This is a genomic window from Psychroserpens sp. Hel_I_66, from assembly GCF_000799465.1.
Lineage (GTDB): Bacteria > Bacteroidota > Bacteroidia > Flavobacteriales > Flavobacteriaceae > Psychroserpens.
Map to the genome: position 1 here is coordinate 320,084 of NZ_JUGU01000001.1, position 15,558 is coordinate 335,641.

Genomic DNA, 15,558 nt, shown 5'->3' on the forward strand with positions numbered 1-15,558 from the left:
ATTATGAAAAAAAATTACACAAAACAATTAGTAATGCTCATCTTAACTTTGAGTATGAGTGCACTGTCATTTGCACAAATTATTGCAGATGGAACTTATAAAATTTTAAATGATGTTCATTCTGAAGTAATGAGCATAAACACCGTTGCGGGAGATCTTATTGTTGGTAGAGCTATTATGGCAGTACCAAATTCTACAGATGATTTACAACTTTGGTCGTTTATGCATCAAGGTGGAGATGTTTATAAGATTCAAAATGTTGGAGATGGCTCTACTTTGGGTGTAAAAGATGGATGGTGTGGTCAATTTGGGGATGTACAAGTTGGGTTTGATGCCTCTAATCCATACGTTCTTATTAAAGTATCTGCAGCAGATGCAATGGACACTTATGTTTTTGAAATCGCTTTTGATGCGAGCTGTAATTTTGGTTCAACAAACGACCCAATAAAATGTTTTGATATTGATGGTGGAAATTCTGGTGCTAAGATTCAAACGTTTGATATTAATACAGGAAACCCTAATCAGCAATTTAAAATTGTTTTACCAGGCTCATTAAGTACAGACGATCTTAATTTTCAATCGGAAATTAATTCACATTATCATAAGAGTAGTAGAGTTTTTACTTTAAGTGCCAATACTAATATTTCTATTTCAAACATTCAGATTTTTGATTTAAATGGAAGGCTAATAAATACAGATAACGTTATCGATAATAATCAAGCAAATTTAGATTTTAAAGAAAATGCGAATGGTCTCTATTTTGTAAAGATTGATCTAAATAACAATCAACAAGTTGTAAAAAGAGTGCTTGTATACTAAACTACATGGTTAGTTCCTTTATTTTTAAGGATTTAGTGACTTGTAATTAAGCAAAAGAAAATCATGAAAAAAATACTTTTTGTTTTCAGCCTATTTATAGGCTTAGGCGTTAGCGCACAAAATTTAGAACAAAGTGCAACCATAGATTTTGGTCCAACTGGTGGAACAAATGGTGCAGTAACAGCAAGTCCAGACTCCAATGGAAATTATTGGAACAATGCCACATCTGGTACTTTGGGAACTAGTATAAGTTTAGTCAATACTCTAAATGCAGCTTCTGGTTTTACCATGGAAGTGACCGATAGTTTTATTGTAAATAACTCTGTAAACTATGGTCCAACAACAACAGATGCTTCGCAACTAGGGGATTTGTCCATACAATCAGCAACCCAAGATTATTTTTATTTAGAAACTAGTGCATCGGGTAACAATACTGGGCAATTAACGTTTTCGGGTTTAGATGTAAATAACGCTTATAAATTTTATGTATTTGCTTCAAGACCGACGGGAAGCACAAGAATAACAAATTATATTTTTACTGGTGATGAGATATTTAATGCAACAGTTCAAACTAGTGATGGAGGCTCGGGAAATTTAGATAATGTATTGGAAACGCAACTTTTACTTCCTAATGCAAGTGGCGAGATTACGATAGGTTTGTCTATTGCTCAAGGAGGTTTTGGTTATATTAACACCTTAAAGTTTGAAGAATACAGCAATGTGACTTTCGTGGATGTTGCATCCATTAGTGTTGCAGGTAATGATATTAACCAAACCGGACAAACATCTCAAATGACTGCTGAGGTATTACCAGCAAATGCTACAGATCCATCAGTAATTTGGAGTGTAGATGATGAATCTATTGCAGTAATTAACAGTAATGGTTTGCTAGCACCAGTATCTAACGGAACTGTCACTGTAAAAGCTACAAGTGTAGATAATCCTTCAATATTTGGCGATTTGACTATTACAGTTTCAAACCAAACTACCGAACTGTATTTTTCAGGAACAGCTACCGAAAATGGAGATAATGTTTCCACAGCAATTCCAATGAAAATGGTTACTGGTGTAGATAATGCAGTAACTCCTATTTTCGAAATTTACACCTCTTTAAACGAGACGGGAAATTTCAGTTTTTATACTTCTCAAGATGGAAGTGCTCAAATTTATGGAGCTGGATCTAGCACTGGAGAACTTCAAATTAATGGAGCTGGAATTGATGCTTCGGAAAGTGGACCAGTTTTAATAACTGTTAACTTAGATGATAATACCTATTCAATTTTACCAATAAATTGGAGTGTCGTAGGTAGCTCAATCCCTAATAGTTGGAGCGGAGATGAACCTTTAACATATCAGGGAGATGGTATTTGGTCTGCAACTATAGATATGACTACTGTAAATAGCGATACTAACCCTAGATTTATATTTAAAGGAAATCAAAATTGGAGCTATGTAATTAAGAAAATTGCAGGAACACAATCCGTTGTTTCAGAATCTCAAGGCAATCAATTTGGTATTCTTTTACAAGATATCGACTTAAACTACGGAACTTTTCTAATTACTTTAAATCTATCAGATTACACATATAGCGTAGAATGTGATGATATTGATGATTATAAAGTGTCATTTATGGGATCTTCTGTTGCTAGAGGTGTTGGAGCCACAAATCAAGAAGGATATGCTTACCAATATGATGTATTGTTATCACAAAGAGCATCTAATGGAAGTTCACCATTTTACAGATCTAATATTTCTGTAAGCGGAAATAATACTGTTGCAGTTTTAAATAGGTATGAAAAAGATTTGATTGGAGATTGTGGTACCTACGTGGTCTATGGGTTATCATTAGGAAACGAGGGTGTTCATGAAAACGGACAGTCTGCTTTTGATCAATTTGAGACTAATCTTCAAATTTTAATTCAGAAGGCAATTGATGACGGTAGAGTTCCTGTGATCATGAATAACTATACACGTGGAGATTATAATGCATCAGATTATAACTTCATTAAGCAAATGAATTTATTAATTGGCCAATGGGATTTACCAAGTGTTAACCTTTTAGGAGCAGTTGATAATGGCACTGGTAATTGGGCCACAGGTTACGAAGATGATTATTTACATCCAAACGACGCTGGTCATACTGAGTTTTTTTATGCTATGGTACCATCGTTATTTGATGCTTTAGAAGCCAACAAACCACAACCGGTATTTACTGATGCCACAGAGATTTCTTTATCTCCTTCATCCATCAATAGTTTAGCGTTTACACCTGAAAATATAGTGCATCCATTTACAGTGTCTTTAGATTTTAAAACAAATAATAACGGACAAATTATAGCCTATTCAACAGATAATACATCTAATGGAACTGTTGGAATAGACGCAAATGGATATTTAAAGTACACTTCACCTACTGGTGCTACAATTACAGATAATATTACAGTTAATGATAATACTTGGCATAATGTAACGCTTACACATTATTATGCAAGAGGAGAAACTTTTTTATATAGAGATGCTAATTTAGTAGGATCTTATGCAGAGCAATTAGAGACAGATACGTTTAATGTTCACGGTTCTTCATCACCTGCAAATGTGAGTTACAAAAACTGGTTGTTCTATCGGTCAGGTATGACTTCAGAAGAAATCACAACGGTTCACAACGGTACATTGCTAAAATCTAGTCTAGAGCTTTATGCGCCTTTAGACGAAGCGGGAGTTTTGGGTGATGATCCTTATGCAAATCTTGCTCAAAGCACAAATACTGTTGATGCTACAAATTTTACTTTAGGAGCGATGGATATTGATAAGAGAAATCTTATTCAAATTCATCCCAATCCTGTCAAAAATGTATTGAACATAAATACTGCTGAAAATATAAAAGAAGTAAATGTGTATAGTCTTACAGGCGTTTTGCTAAATACCATAAATTCTAATAAGCAAATAAGCTTTAAAGATTATACCACAGGCTTATATGTAGTTAAAGTTGAAACGTCTTTAGGATCTCAAACTTTTAAAATTATTAAGGAATAGTTGCTAAAAAAAGCGAAAATCTATATAAAGTTTAATGTTTTATATCATGGCATAATTGACACAAATAGTTAACCAAATAAGTATTTACAGTCTTACAGGAAGTTTGTTGAATACTGTAAAGCTCAATAATTCTGTGAATTTAAGCACTTATGATTCAGGTTTGTACATGGTTGAAATTGAAACATCAACAGGACTTCATACTTTGAAGATTATTAAAGAGTAATTAAAAGTTATGAAAAAGAGTTTGTTATTTGCTTTGCTTATCATTCCGTATCTTGTTCTTAGTCAGAATAAAACCGAAACCATCAGATTGTTTTTCCTTGGCGGTCAATCCAATATGAATGGTTTTGGGTACAATAAAAAGTGAACTAAGATTTAAATGATAGCAGCCGGTTTACATACTGCAATTTTAAACGTGAGCTGGGATGGAGTTCCAGAGATTGCATTTTTTTAACTCCGTCATCCCCATTTACAATTGGCTAGTCGTAATAATATCTCAAGTAATAACTTGGCTAATTATTCTTTGATTTATAGCCCTAAAATTTTTAGTCCTATTTTATTAGCTTCTGCTAAACTTGTTTTTTTGTTGAATATGATTAATGTACTGGCGCAGAATCCATATTGAATTTTATTGCTTTTGGGATTGAAACATATCACGTTTTGAATGTTGTTGACATATTTTATCTAATGATTATATAAGGAACGTCTAATTCCCAGTTCTAAACCTCGCAATTCTGCAAGACCTCTTAAACGTCCAATACCAGAATATCCCGGATTTGTTTTCTTTTTAAGATCATCCAGCATTTTGTGGCCATGATCTGGTCTAAATGGCATTCGAAAATCTTTTCTTCCATTCTTTTTACGCTCTAATTGTTGTTCAATCAATGCTTTCATAACACCAAACATATCGACGTCGCCATCTAGATGATCTGCTTCATGGAAGTTGCCATAGTCATCCCGTTTTGTAGCTCTTAAATGAATAAAATGAATACGATCTCCCAAGCGTTCAACCATGCCCACCAAATCATTGTCGGCTCTTACTCCAAAAGATCCTGTGCAAAATGTGAGCCCGTTGTTTGGGCTCTTAACTGCCTCGTATAAATCTACAATATCCTGTTCTGTACTTACAACTCTTGGCAATCCAAGAATTGAAAAAGGTGGATCGTCTGGATGGATACACATCAAAATGCCTGCTTTTTCTGCGGAAGGCATAATTTCCGATAGGAAATAAAATAGATTTGCTTTCAATTCGTGAGTACCAATACCTTTATAGGTCGATAGAATTTGGTTGAATTCCTTTAGTGTGTAGCCTTCTTCTGCACCAGGTAGTCCAGCAATGATATTATTTATTAATTGTTTTTGTACTTCTTCGGAAGCATTCTGAAGGAAAAGTTTAGCGTCTTCCTGTTGTTTCTGGTTGTAATCATGTTCTGCTCCGGGACGTTTCAGAAGAAATAATTCAAAAGCTGCAAATGCTGCAGCTTCAAAACGAAGAGCAGTCGATTTATCTTCAATTTCATAATCGAGATTGGTACGCGTCCAGTCTAAAACTGGCATAAAATTATAGCATACAATGTCAATACCACACTCGCCTAGATTTAAAAGTGTTTGTTTGTAATTTTTGATGTAGGCTTTATAATCTCCAGATTTTGTCTTTATGTTTTCGTGAATTGGTACGCTTTCTACAACAGACCACGTCAACCCAACGCTTTCAATTTCAGATTTACGTTTTTTAATATCGGCAATAGTCCAAACTTGACCGTTTGGAACTTGGTGTAACGCTGAAACAACACCTGTTGCTCCAGATTGTTTTATATCTAAAAGAGAGACTGGGTCATTTGGACCATACCATCTCCATGTTTGCTCTAGTTTTAAACTCATAATCTCTATTTAAACACCACTGTAAGCAGCAAATCCTCCATCAATTGGTACAACAACACCTGTTACAAATTTCGAACCTTCTCCACACAACCATAATGTCGTGCCCACCAAATCTTCTGGTTCACCGTAGCGACCCATTGGTGTTTGGTCTATAATCTGTTGTCCGCGTTTTGTTAGACTTCCGTCGTCATTAGTTAATAGGGATTGGTTTTGATCTGTCAAGAAAAAACCAGGAGCCAGAGCATTAACTCGAATACCAACTTTAGAAAAGTGAACAGCCAGCCACTGTGTGAAATTTGATACAGCAGCTTTTGCACCGCTATAAGCTGGAATTTTGGTTAGAGGTGTAAAAGCATTCATGGAAGAAATATTCAAAACACTGCAACCGTCTCTGCCAACCATATCTTCTGCGAATACCTGAGTTGGTATTAATGTTCCCAAAAAATTTAGGTTAAACGTGAATTCGATTCCTTTTGGGTCTAGGTCAAAAAAGGTTTTAAATCCTTCTGTTGTGTTTTTTAAATCTACCATTTCAAAAAAAGGATTAGAGGTCGTTCCCAATGGATGATTTCCACCTGCTCCATTTAATAGGATATCACATTTTCCAAATGCTGAATTGATTTCTTTTTTAGCTTCTATTAAGGAATCTTTTTCCAAAACGTTAGCAGCTACACCAATTGCTTTTCCACCATTTTCATTAATTTTTTCTGCAACTTGATTGGCTGCTTCTTTTCTTAAATCTAACACAGCAATATTGTGTCCCTCTTTTGCTAATGCTTCTGCTAAAGTGCTACATAAAACACCTCCAGCACCAGTTACTACTATTGTTTTACCCATTAAATTTTGATTAGTTTATAGTTTGTTGTCTAAATCAACCTCAAAATAAATAAGTTTGATTAAAATATCAAGGAGAATAGGTGGTTTATTGGATTTGGAACAACTGTATTACCAATTCTGGACATTATATAACCTCTATGAATTCTATAAATATTTCGAAAGTTTCTTCTTTACCATTACCAATTAATAACTGCATTTCAACAACATCTTCACCGTCATAATTTGGTACGTTTACTGGTTCACCGTGATATGTTGCCTCCATCTTATTAAAAGGGATACTGATGGTTTCCCATTTACCGTCACCCTTGGTAGGAAAAGTATAAGCGTAAGAATGACGACCCTTTGGCGCTCTAACGCGAAAGTTGTAATCTTTGCCATCTCCTTTTAAGCGTAATAAGAAAGATTCTGAATTATTAGGGATAATGTAAGGATCCTTTTCTACAGTTTGGTGAATTGAACAAAATCCACCATCATTTTCTAAAGAAACCTTACCAGAAAAATGTGCATAACTGTCATCTGTCATTTTGAGGTTGCTATCTGATCTACCACCCATAACGACATCATCCTGTATACGCCATTTACCTTTACCCTGTTCAGGAAAACTGTAAAGTGTTGTTTCAGTTTGATCTTTTTTAGAATTATTCTGGTTTTCTGTTGCTTTATTTTGATTGGACATACAAGACGTTATTAAAATTATAAAAATTATTGTTTTCATCACACTACTATTTTATAAATAAGAGATATAATTATTGAAAAATTGAGCAGCTTATTTAATGTATTTACTAACCGCTAGAATCTTCAGAATATTGGTTGAAGATGATAAAAAATCCCGTAGCAATTTAGCTCAAATCAAATTATATTTACTCTAATTGGTTACACTTTGATAGTTTATGGTTAGTTGTGCGCTAATTTTGAATTAAAGAGATGGATTTGCTTATTGTAAAATATCGCTTAAAAATACAAAACCCTGTAAATAAGTCATTTACAGGGTTAATTGTGGAGTCGGAGAGAATCGAACTCTCGTCCAAACAAGCTATTAAAGAGCCTTCTACACGTTTAGTCTTTCATTGGTTTTTCGATGCTGAGCTGGCAAAAGACAACCCACTCAACACTTATCTTTTTAATCTCGAAAGTGCGTCAAAGCGCCACACGATCTAAGTCAATATTTTCGATGCCTCTAATAAGAACGCCATTAACCAAGGCTTTCTGGAGACATTTAGCCTTCCTACCTAGTAGGAACTAGCTTAATCTTACTATAATTCAGATTAGGCAGCTAAAGCGTAGTTATTCTCGCCGATTAAAAAGTTGACCTAGCCTTTTACGTGTTTCAAAGTCATTACACGACGTGCTTACCGTTCAATAAGTCTCGCTGTCAAAACCAGTCGACCCCATTTTAGTGATAATTTTGGCGTTACCTTTCAGGTCAGGCTTTCACTACTCGCTCTCTACGAGGAGCTCAAACAAACCGTTCAATCCTTAACGCGCTTACCCAATGTACTGTAATAACAGTAAAAGGAGTGCAAAACTACTAAAATTTATTGTACAAAAGTTATACCAAAATCAATATTTGGAAATATGGCGCAAAGAGTATGTTTTATCCTATCTAACGTTAGTATCTGGATATTTAGATTTTATTAGCATGAAAACACCATAAAGTGCCACACCCACAGCAACAATACCTAATACTATAGTTCCAAATTCGTTCTGCAATAAGTTAAAAGCATCGGTTCTGTTAATATCTCCACTAGAATTGCTCATGCCAGCCTTAAAAAATAAATATGCCATGATACCAATAACTATTCCTCTAGCTGTAAAACCCATTTTTCCAGATTTTATTAATAAACTTTGTGCGTCACTATCAATACCAGCATGCTCCACATCCTCTTTGTACTTGCCTGAATATGCCACATATAATTCATATATCGCCTTACCCAATAATATAATGGCAATCACAAAAGCGATAATGTTACCATAATCTGAATTAAGTAATTTAGAACTAGAACTAGAACCAGAACCTCCAGAAGAACCGCCAAATGCCATTTTTAAAGCAGAATATGCAAAAAATCCATAAACTACACCACTTGCCCCATAAGCCACACGTTTAAAATAACCCTTAGCATCATCATCAAGATTCTTTGGGTTTGCAAAGGCCTGATAGAGTCGGTATAACATATAGCAAACGAGGCCTAATCCTAAAATAGCGAGCAATACTTTTCCATAAGACTGCTCTGCTAAAAATTTTAGAATGCCATCTTTACCACTTTTACTTCCTCCTTGTCCAAAAGCAGCGAGTGCAGTAAGTACACCAATTAGTAAATACACAATTCCTTTCGCGCCCATTCCCAAACGGGCTATCATTTCTTTTTTTGAACTCATTTTGTTTTTATGTTGGTTACATCCTTAATATCTGTAATACTGTTGAGGTTTATTAACTGTTTTAAAAAATTTAGTAACGCAAAAGAGACATCCTTTTCTTTTTAACAACGTTATGTTTATTTTTAATGCTATAAATTTTTTAGATAATGATACAGGAAGGCACAAAAGTTAAATGGAAATGGGGAAAAGGGACAGCAACAGGAAAAGTCCAGGAAACCTACACAAAAAAAGTCACTAAAACCATCAAAGGAAACGAGGTCACCAGAAACGGAGAAGAAGGCGACAAAGCACTTTACATACAACAAGAAGATGGTGATTACGTTTTAAAATCTGAAAGTGAAGTAGAGCGCGCAGATTGAATGGCCAATTGTTTGTTAAGATTTAAAAATCAACTTATTTTCGTAGGAAGAAACTAGTTTTCCGTTTTCACGGAAATGAAAATAAATTTTCAATGAAATTTGCCATTATCAAAGAACGCAAAAACCCACCAGATAGACGTGTGGTATTCTCACCCGAAAAACTGGCAGAGGCACAACTTCAATTTCCAGAAGCTCAATTTGTGGTTGAATCATCAGACATTCGTGTGTTCTCTGACGATGCCTATCGTGAAAAAGGATTCACGGTAACAGATGATGTTTCAGATTGTGATGTAATGATTGGTGTTAAAGAAGTGCCTGTTGAGGCATTGCTTCCGAAGAAAAAATACTTTTTCTTTTCGCATACCATAAAAAAACAACCTTATAACAGAGAATTGCTTGTTGATATGCTAAATAAGCAAATCGAGATGTACGATCATGAAACCATTGTCAAGCAAAGTGGAGCAAGATTGATAGGTTTTGGTCGATATGCTGGACTTGTTGGGGCTTACAATGGGTTTAGGGCTCTGGGTTTGCGTGACGGATTATTCAAACTACCAAAAGTAGAAACGCTTGCAGATTTGAACGCTGTTAAGGCAGAATTAGATAAAATAAAACTACCAAACATAAAAATTTTACTTACAGGTACAGGCAAAGTAGCACTTGGCGCCAAAGAGATTTTAGATCATTTGGAGATTAAAGAAGTTAGTGATGCTTTGTACCTCACCTCTCAATTTACAGAACCGGTCTACGTCATGGCAGACGTTATGGAATACGCAAAACGAAAATATGGAAAAGTAGGTGACAAGTGGGAGTTTTATAAAGACCCAAGTGATTACGAAAGCAATTTTATGCCTTATGCCAAAGAAACCGACTATTTTATAGCTGGTCATTTTTACGGAAATAATGCACCCTATCTATTCACAAGAGAGGATGCAAAACATCCAGATTTTAGAATAAATTTAGTGGCAGACATTTCATGTGATATTGACGGTCCTGTAGCGAGCACAATAAAACCGTCAACCATTGCAGATCCTTTTTATGGTTACGATCCACTTACTGAAAAAGAAGTTGCTTTTGATGCTAAAGGTGCTATTACAGTTATGGCTGTAGATAATTTACCGTGTGAATTGCCAAAAGATGCCAGTGAAGGGTTTGGAGATATGTTTTTAGAAAACGTCATCCCAGCATTTTTTAATGGCGATGCTCGCGGAATTTTAAAACGAGCAAAAATCACAACTTCGGAAGGTAAGCTCACCGAGCGTTTTAAGTATTTGCAGGATTATGTGGATGGGGAATAATTAGTCAATAGGAAAATACTCCACAACCTCAAAATCAGCTTTATTAAGCTCTAAATAGAAATAGTGCATGGTGTCCTTTTTATTAAATTCACCATTATTATCGGTGTCTTCTAAAGTTTTGAAATAAAGCCTTTTATTTATAACCATTTCTTTCCATTGCACTAAATCTTGTAATTGTGGTGAAATTCTTTTAAAAATTGAGCCATCAATATCACTAACGTAAATCGACTTTAAATCCTTTTGATCCAATTTTCCGTTGGCATTTGTATCTTTATCAATAACATCATAAACGTAAAAGCCATTTTTCGTATCTTCAAAAATCATAAAAAGAAAAGACATTTGATGTATCTTAATAACCTCATTTGTAAGTGGTTTTAAAACATCTGAATTTACTTTTTGAAACTTCACATTAGATAAATCTCCTGCAATTTTATATCCATTAAAATTGGCAACACGATAATCTCCAGAATAATAATCCGCTCCACTAAAATATTCTGCTCGTGATTTCTGAATTTTATAATTACCAATTGGGTGAATGATATAGTTTGTGCTGTCGATATAGATTGGTAAATCTGCAATATCAACAGTATTATCTTCTTTTTTTACTGCGGAAGGTGTCATCTTAGTTTCAATGACTTTTCTGTTATCTCGTTTTTTACAAGCGTTCAACGAAAGAATAGCAATGAGTATTAAAATATAATGTTTCATGGTGTTAATGTTTAGAATTAGAAAAAGCCTTCAGCATCCAATAAGAAATCGACAAAAAGCTCCCAAAAGTTAATGTAAAGACGCAAGCTTCAATATTTGGACTGAAAATAATCTCAAAAATATCTGCGAACAGTGCAAACGGATTATTAATAATCTCCCAAGAATTATAGCGCAAGAATCTTCCGAGGAAAATACCAAAAGCAGTCAGTCCAAAAATAGAAAGTAGCGTTGGAGTTATCAGTTTTGTGTTGATGTGTTGTTTTAAAAGTTTTTCCATATCTGATAATGAAAGGAAAAACAAAATAAGTCCGTTAAACGCAAATGAGGTAATGACAAGCACATCGAGCCACATCAAATGTTTCTCGCCATTGTGAAGGTGCAATAGATCTGTGACAATATAGGGTGCATTTGGGAGGAACAATAGCCAAATCAAGAAGAAAAAAAGAAATGAAATCTTATGTGTTTTTACAGAACTCGTTAATCCTGTTGTGATTGCAAATGGGATGATGGCCAGAAATAAATTCCATACTAAAAATAGCAGATAAAACGACTGGTGAAATTTCATTCTAATCATTAAGAGTACAATACTCAATGCCATTGAAACGGTTAGTAATGACAGGATTTTAAATCTATTAAAAAGGAGTGTCTTTATAGTTTCCATAAGGTTTTGGTTTTAATATCTATTAAAAAAATGGTAAGGGTGCCCAAGCTATACGCTACAAGGTCTGAAACACTAAAAGTGCTTCCTGAAATAATGACTGCGAGATTATTATGTCTTAGGTTTAAATGGTCTAAAAGATTAAATAATTGTAAAAATTCAATGCCAAAAGAGAATAGTAATACTGCTAATGCAACATATATGGGTTTCGCTTTTACAAAACTTCTAATGGCACAATACAACAACATAGTGGCTAAATAATCACCAAAAGTGTGTCTTATAAATCCTTCGGTCAAAAATGCTGCGATGCAGATTTCCGTAGAAAAAAGTAATAGACTTGAGGCAAAAAAGGCTTTGTTGAATGCTATGGTCATTTTATTTCTATTGGTTTTCCTAAAAATTTTGGCTTTACCTTAAAGAGCACGTCCAAAGATGCTTTGGCTCTCGCGAGATATTCTCTAAGCTGAACTTTTAAACCATAACGTCCAGGTACATCTTTTGCATTGAAAGCCACAGCTTTTACACCGTTGTATTTTGCCAAATAAATGGCTCGCTCGTTATGGAACTCTTGTGAGATAATCGTAATTGAGGTCTGCCCAAATATTTCTTTAGCTCTAATTACGGAATCAAGTGTTCTAAAACCTGCATAATCCAAAAAGATCTTTTCCTCCGGAATGCCCTCTGCAATAAGGTCTTTTTTGAAAGTGGTAGGTTCATCGTAGCTTTTACTTCCGTTATCGCCACTTATCAAAACAAACTCAATTTTATTGGCTTTATAAAGATCTACAGTTGCTTTAATACGATAACGGTAATAGAGGTTAACGTTTCCGTTAGTTAAAAACTTTGAAGTGCCTAAAAGCAATCCCACTTTGTTTTTAGGAATTTCTGTCACCGCATCATAGATGTTTTCTTTGGCCTGTTCTCTAATCCAATAATTGATTAATAAAAGTCCACAGACTAAAAGGATTCCCAACAATAGTAAAATGCGGAGTTTCTTGATGTATTTTTTTAATATCATACTGTTTCTATTACAATTAGAAAATAAATGTAAGCAATTGGTGCATTTAAGGAGATAATCCCAATAGATTTTAAAATTGTTGACAGGTCATTTTTAAAAATTAATGATCCCAAAAAAACTAAAACGATGACCAGGTTGATTGCTATTGAGAATAATACATAATAGAGTCCCATTATTGCAATTACAAACTCATTTCGAAAACAAAATTGTAGGATTAACAATACCGTACCTATTGAGAAAAAAATGAAAAATATGATTTTTGAAAATTTTAATTGATTCATTGTGTTTGCGGATTGAGATCTCTTATTGTTTTTTTGCTGAAAATCGCCTGCCTAAAATCTTCCATATTTATGATCAACAACTGCTTATAATCAAAATGGTGAAAGGGATTGGCGTTTTTGCCAATTTTGAAGGATCTATAATAATAACAGTAATAATCTGGCAGAATAATGATACCCAAAATCATCGCTCCATAGAGGTAAATGCTGCGTTTGCCATTACCAAAGCAAAGACATTGTAGAGCAATTTCATCCTCTACTTTTGTGCCATAACCAGTAAGTGTGTGATAGGCATCGTGACGCTCGACCTTGGCGATGAGTTCAAAATTATTTAGCTCTAAAAATTCACCTAAATGCTTGCCAAAACTAGATTGTGGATAGGAGAGTAGCTCTGCTCTAGAAATTCCCCAGGCCTCATGGTTTTTGAAAAGTTTAGTATATACATTTTGAGAATGTTCAAACAACCATTCTATCAGTTTTTTTCTTAATACGCTCATTTGGTTTTTTCTTTAGCGAACCAAATCCAGGATTGGCTCGTGGTTATAAAAACAGATGTAAAAAACGCAATGGCCATATTGTCAAAGTCTGATGTTGAAATTCCGAAGACACAAATACCAAAAACTACGATAGCATAATATGGAAAACAGGTTTTAAATACGTTTTGGTTATTAAAACCAGTGTTTTTTGCAGACCAGAAAAACGGACAAATAGTACCAATAATCACGATGAGAACACAAAGAAAAACCGGAATATAAGATAGCATCACGTAAGGCAACACCTCGCTCTCATAATCTTTTGAGCCAATGATGACCCAAAATATCACGAAAGCCAAAACGCTCGATTTTGCTAGATTACTTGGGAGATTCATATTAGTAGGTATTATGGTTTTTATCAAATGTTAGTTTTTCAAAAGTGAGTTCCTGCCAGTTTTGGGATTCTAAATTTTTGATATGTCTAGAATATTTAGTTATGATTCTATTTCTGTTATGCGTAGAGATTTCGACGTCATCTTTTTTATCATGAAGTAAAATAGCATTACGATCTGAAAGATCGATAAGGTATCCAATGTCATAAGAGCTGGCTTGGCTTAGGTTGTAATTGGTGATGATATTGTCCCAATTTACAGTGCTAAGAATGACTAAAGTAGCAAATGCGATTTGCGTATTTTTTCTAAAAAGAAACACTAAGTTTTTAATGTTTAGCACTTTTAAAAGTGTTGTAATCAAACCAACAAGTGTTAAGAATATATAGATATGAACACCAATTCTTTTATAGGTCAAGCCAAATGAAGTGATGTAATTCTGGTTTTTAATAGCAATTAAAACAATAAGCATGATGTTAAGGGCAATCCAAATAAAAGTAAGATGTTTAAGAATTCTATTTTCAGAATAAAAATTGAGATTTCCACGAAAGAAGTAGAGAATAATAGCGATTGCAATGAGAATTGAAGCGATTAGGGTATTGATCCCGCTGTGAACAAGATCTGATAATTCTGAAGCTTTTGAAGTGTCCATCGTCATCAAAGACATGATATCTGTCACGATAAAAAACACTAAAAGCACATTGAGCAAACCAAGTAATGTTGTGCCCAACTGTTTCTCTTTTTTTAACTTATCTTCGGAAAACGTCTCTGTTTTGAACAACTCGTTGCCAGTTTTTAAATCTAGAGTTGTTGCAGGTTCTACAACCATAGGCTTTGAAATATTACTGAAAAGGAAATAACCTAAAACGGTAAACAGAATCCATTGAAGGTTGATGAACTCAAAACTTATTTTTGAAACTAAATCATTAAATACCGGATTTCCATTTTTATAAAGCAAAACGAAAATAGTTATAAATACAAGCGGGATGGCGATGAGTTTTGTGAGATGGAGAGCGTCAATATTTGTTTTTTTATTGACGTTTTCTGTGTCATTATCAGTTTCAAAATTTCGTTGCAGCGTTCCAGCAATTGAGGTGTAAATCCCATTGAGCCATTTGACATAAACAGATGTTTTATGTTCTGAAATAGAGCCAATCAATGAAAAGAACAAAGCGCAATTTGTAATTATCGATAATCCAGAATTATGTACAAATACCAAAACACCGCTTATGATATATGCAAAAGCCAGGAGAAGAGTCCGTTTTTTTAGAACTTTTTGACGAACACTTATAATTAAAAAGGCAATAGTGATACTAGTAAATAGGAGCAGGTTCAATCCTACGTTTTGCTGAAAAAAAATAATACTAAATAATAGCGACGCGATGATGGTAGTGATTTGTTTCATGGTTTATTTGTTTAAAGTACTTTGTA

Annotated in this window: 16 protein-coding genes and 1 other RNA gene; 5 read left to right on the forward strand and 12 right to left on the reverse strand. The window is 34.3% G+C overall.

What is annotated here, in order from left to right; translation table 11 throughout:
* Positions 1-3 precede the first annotated feature (3 nt).
* The 3 genes from GQ40_RS01505 (at position 4) to GQ40_RS17355 (ending at position 4,075) form a co-directional block, all read left to right on the forward strand.
* Positions 4-819, forward strand: coding sequence for a T9SS type A sorting domain-containing protein (locus GQ40_RS01505; protein WP_081990152.1), 816 nt, complete (start codon positions 4-6; stop codon positions 817-819).
* 63 nt (positions 820-882) lie between these two features.
* Positions 883-3,852, forward strand: coding sequence for an Ig-like domain-containing protein (locus GQ40_RS01510; protein WP_052184107.1), 2,970 nt, complete (start codon positions 883-885; stop codon positions 3,850-3,852).
* A 55-nt stretch (positions 3,853-3,907) separates the two neighbouring features.
* On the forward strand, positions 3,908-4,075 hold the full coding sequence (locus tag GQ40_RS17355) for a T9SS type A sorting domain-containing protein (RefSeq protein ID WP_081990153.1): 168 nt from the start codon (positions 3,908-3,910) through the stop codon (positions 4,073-4,075).
* A 461-nt stretch (positions 4,076-4,536) separates the two neighbouring features.
* On the opposite strand, the gene uxuA is transcribed toward GQ40_RS17355, so the two are convergent.
* The 5 genes from uxuA to GQ40_RS01535 form a co-directional block, all read right to left on the reverse strand.
* On the reverse strand, positions 4,537-5,733 hold the full coding sequence (gene uxuA / locus GQ40_RS01515) for a mannonate dehydratase (protein WP_047545127.1): 1,197 nt from the start codon (positions 5,731-5,733) through the stop codon (positions 4,537-4,539).
* Between the two features lie 9 nt (positions 5,734-5,742).
* Entirely contained in the window at positions 5,743-6,570 is an 828-nt protein-coding gene (locus tag GQ40_RS01520; RefSeq protein WP_047545128.1) for an SDR family oxidoreductase, read from the reverse strand.
* Between the two features lie 124 nt (positions 6,571-6,694).
* A complete protein-coding gene (locus tag GQ40_RS01525) occupies positions 6,695-7,285 on the reverse strand; it encodes a CIA30 family protein (protein ID WP_081990154.1) in 591 nt (196 codons plus the stop codon).
* Positions 7,286-7,564: 279 nt separating this feature from the next.
* Positions 7,565-7,960, reverse strand: a transfer-messenger RNA (tmRNA) gene (gene ssrA / locus GQ40_RS17360).
* Positions 7,961-8,169: 209 nt separating this feature from the next.
* Complete coding sequence (locus GQ40_RS01535) at positions 8,170-8,946, reverse strand: DUF1206 domain-containing protein (RefSeq protein WP_047545130.1); 777 nt, start codon at positions 8,944-8,946, stop codon at positions 8,170-8,172.
* 146 nt (positions 8,947-9,092) lie between these two features.
* Between GQ40_RS01535 and GQ40_RS01540 the strand changes: the two genes are divergently transcribed.
* Together GQ40_RS01540 and GQ40_RS01545 are read left to right on the forward strand one after the other, a co-directional pair.
* A complete protein-coding gene (locus GQ40_RS01540; RefSeq protein WP_047545132.1) occupies positions 9,093-9,305 on the forward strand; it encodes a DUF2945 domain-containing protein in 213 nt (70 codons plus the stop codon).
* A gap of 92 nt (positions 9,306-9,397) precedes the next feature.
* Positions 9,398-10,603: an NAD(P)-dependent oxidoreductase gene (locus GQ40_RS01545; RefSeq protein WP_047545133.1), complete on the forward strand. Its 1,206-nt coding sequence runs from the start codon at positions 9,398-9,400 to the stop codon at positions 10,601-10,603.
* Here GQ40_RS01545 and GQ40_RS01550 read toward each other — a convergent pair whose 3' ends face one another.
* The 7 genes from GQ40_RS01550 to GQ40_RS01580 all read right to left on the reverse strand — a co-directional run bounded on the left by GQ40_RS01550 (position 10,604) and on the right by GQ40_RS01580 (position 15,532).
* Positions 10,604-11,311 (reverse strand): hypothetical protein, encoded by a 708-nt coding sequence (locus GQ40_RS01550; protein WP_047545134.1) that lies wholly within the window; start codon positions 11,309-11,311, stop codon positions 10,604-10,606.
* A gap of 4 nt (positions 11,312-11,315) precedes the next feature.
* Positions 11,316-11,972 carry a DUF1361 domain-containing protein gene (locus tag GQ40_RS01555; protein WP_047545136.1) on the reverse strand — a complete coding sequence of 219 codons (657 nt, stop codon included), beginning with the start codon at positions 11,970-11,972 and terminating at the stop codon, positions 11,316-11,318.
* Positions 11,960-12,343: a DUF2809 domain-containing protein gene (locus tag GQ40_RS01560; RefSeq protein ID WP_047545137.1), complete on the reverse strand. Its 384-nt coding sequence runs from the start codon at positions 12,341-12,343 to the stop codon at positions 11,960-11,962. The genes GQ40_RS01555 and GQ40_RS01560 overlap by 13 nt, the downstream gene beginning before the upstream one ends.
* Positions 12,340-12,987 (reverse strand): vancomycin high temperature exclusion protein, encoded by a 648-nt coding sequence (locus GQ40_RS01565; protein WP_047545138.1) that lies wholly within the window; start codon positions 12,985-12,987, stop codon positions 12,340-12,342. Before GQ40_RS01565 ends, GQ40_RS01560 begins: the two co-directional genes overlap by 4 nt.
* A gap of 277 nt (positions 12,988-13,264) precedes the next feature.
* The gene (locus GQ40_RS01570) at positions 13,265-13,762 is read right to left on the reverse strand and encodes a Coq4 family protein (RefSeq protein ID WP_047545139.1); all 498 of its coding nucleotides are present in this window, start codon (positions 13,760-13,762) and stop codon (positions 13,265-13,267) included.
* Positions 13,759-14,160 (reverse strand): hypothetical protein, encoded by a 402-nt coding sequence (locus GQ40_RS01575; protein WP_156115496.1) that lies wholly within the window; start codon positions 14,158-14,160, stop codon positions 13,759-13,761. The genes GQ40_RS01570 and GQ40_RS01575 overlap by 4 nt, the downstream gene beginning before the upstream one ends.
* Positions 14,135-15,532 carry a DUF4173 domain-containing protein gene (locus GQ40_RS01580; RefSeq protein WP_047545142.1) on the reverse strand — a complete coding sequence of 466 codons (1,398 nt, stop codon included), beginning with the start codon at positions 15,530-15,532 and terminating at the stop codon, positions 14,135-14,137. Before GQ40_RS01580 ends, GQ40_RS01575 begins: the two co-directional genes overlap by 26 nt.
* Positions 15,533-15,558 lie beyond the last annotated feature (26 nt).

Excerpts from the sequence above, each read along its gene's own strand:
- GQ40_RS01505 (WP_081990152.1), top strand. The coding sequence starts at position 4 with ATGAAAAAAAATTACACAAAACAATTAGTAATGCTCATCTTAACTTTG.
- GQ40_RS01510 (WP_052184107.1), top strand. The coding sequence starts at position 883 with ATGAAAAAAATACTTTTTGTTTTCAGCCTATTTATAGGCTTAGGCGTT.
- uxuA (WP_047545127.1), bottom strand. The coding sequence starts at position 5,733 with ATGAGTTTAAAACTAGAGCAAACATGGAGATGGTATGGTCCAAATGAC.
- GQ40_RS01520 (WP_047545128.1), bottom strand. The coding sequence starts at position 6,570 with ATGGGTAAAACAATAGTAGTAACTGGTGCTGGAGGTGTTTTATGTAGC.
- GQ40_RS01525 (WP_081990154.1), bottom strand. The coding sequence starts at position 7,285 with ATGAAAACAATAATTTTTATAATTTTAATAACGTCTTGTATGTCCAAT.
- GQ40_RS01535 (WP_047545130.1), bottom strand. The coding sequence starts at position 8,946 with ATGAGTTCAAAAAAAGAAATGATAGCCCGTTTGGGAATGGGCGCGAAA.
- GQ40_RS01540 (WP_047545132.1), top strand. The coding sequence starts at position 9,093 with ATGATACAGGAAGGCACAAAAGTTAAATGGAAATGGGGAAAAGGGACA.
- GQ40_RS01545 (WP_047545133.1), top strand. The coding sequence starts at position 9,398 with ATGAAATTTGCCATTATCAAAGAACGCAAAAACCCACCAGATAGACGT.
- GQ40_RS01550 (WP_047545134.1), bottom strand. The coding sequence starts at position 11,311 with ATGAAACATTATATTTTAATACTCATTGCTATTCTTTCGTTGAACGCT.
- GQ40_RS01555 (WP_047545136.1), bottom strand. The coding sequence starts at position 11,972 with ATGGAAACTATAAAGACACTCCTTTTTAATAGATTTAAAATCCTGTCA.
- GQ40_RS01560 (WP_047545137.1), bottom strand. The coding sequence starts at position 12,343 with ATGACCATAGCATTCAACAAAGCCTTTTTTGCCTCAAGTCTATTACTT.
- GQ40_RS01565 (WP_047545138.1), bottom strand. The coding sequence starts at position 12,987 with ATGATATTAAAAAAATACATCAAGAAACTCCGCATTTTACTATTGTTG.
- GQ40_RS01570 (WP_047545139.1), bottom strand. The coding sequence starts at position 13,762 with ATGAGCGTATTAAGAAAAAAACTGATAGAATGGTTGTTTGAACATTCT.
- GQ40_RS01580 (WP_047545142.1), bottom strand. The coding sequence starts at position 15,532 with ATGAAACAAATCACTACCATCATCGCGTCGCTATTATTTAGTATTATT.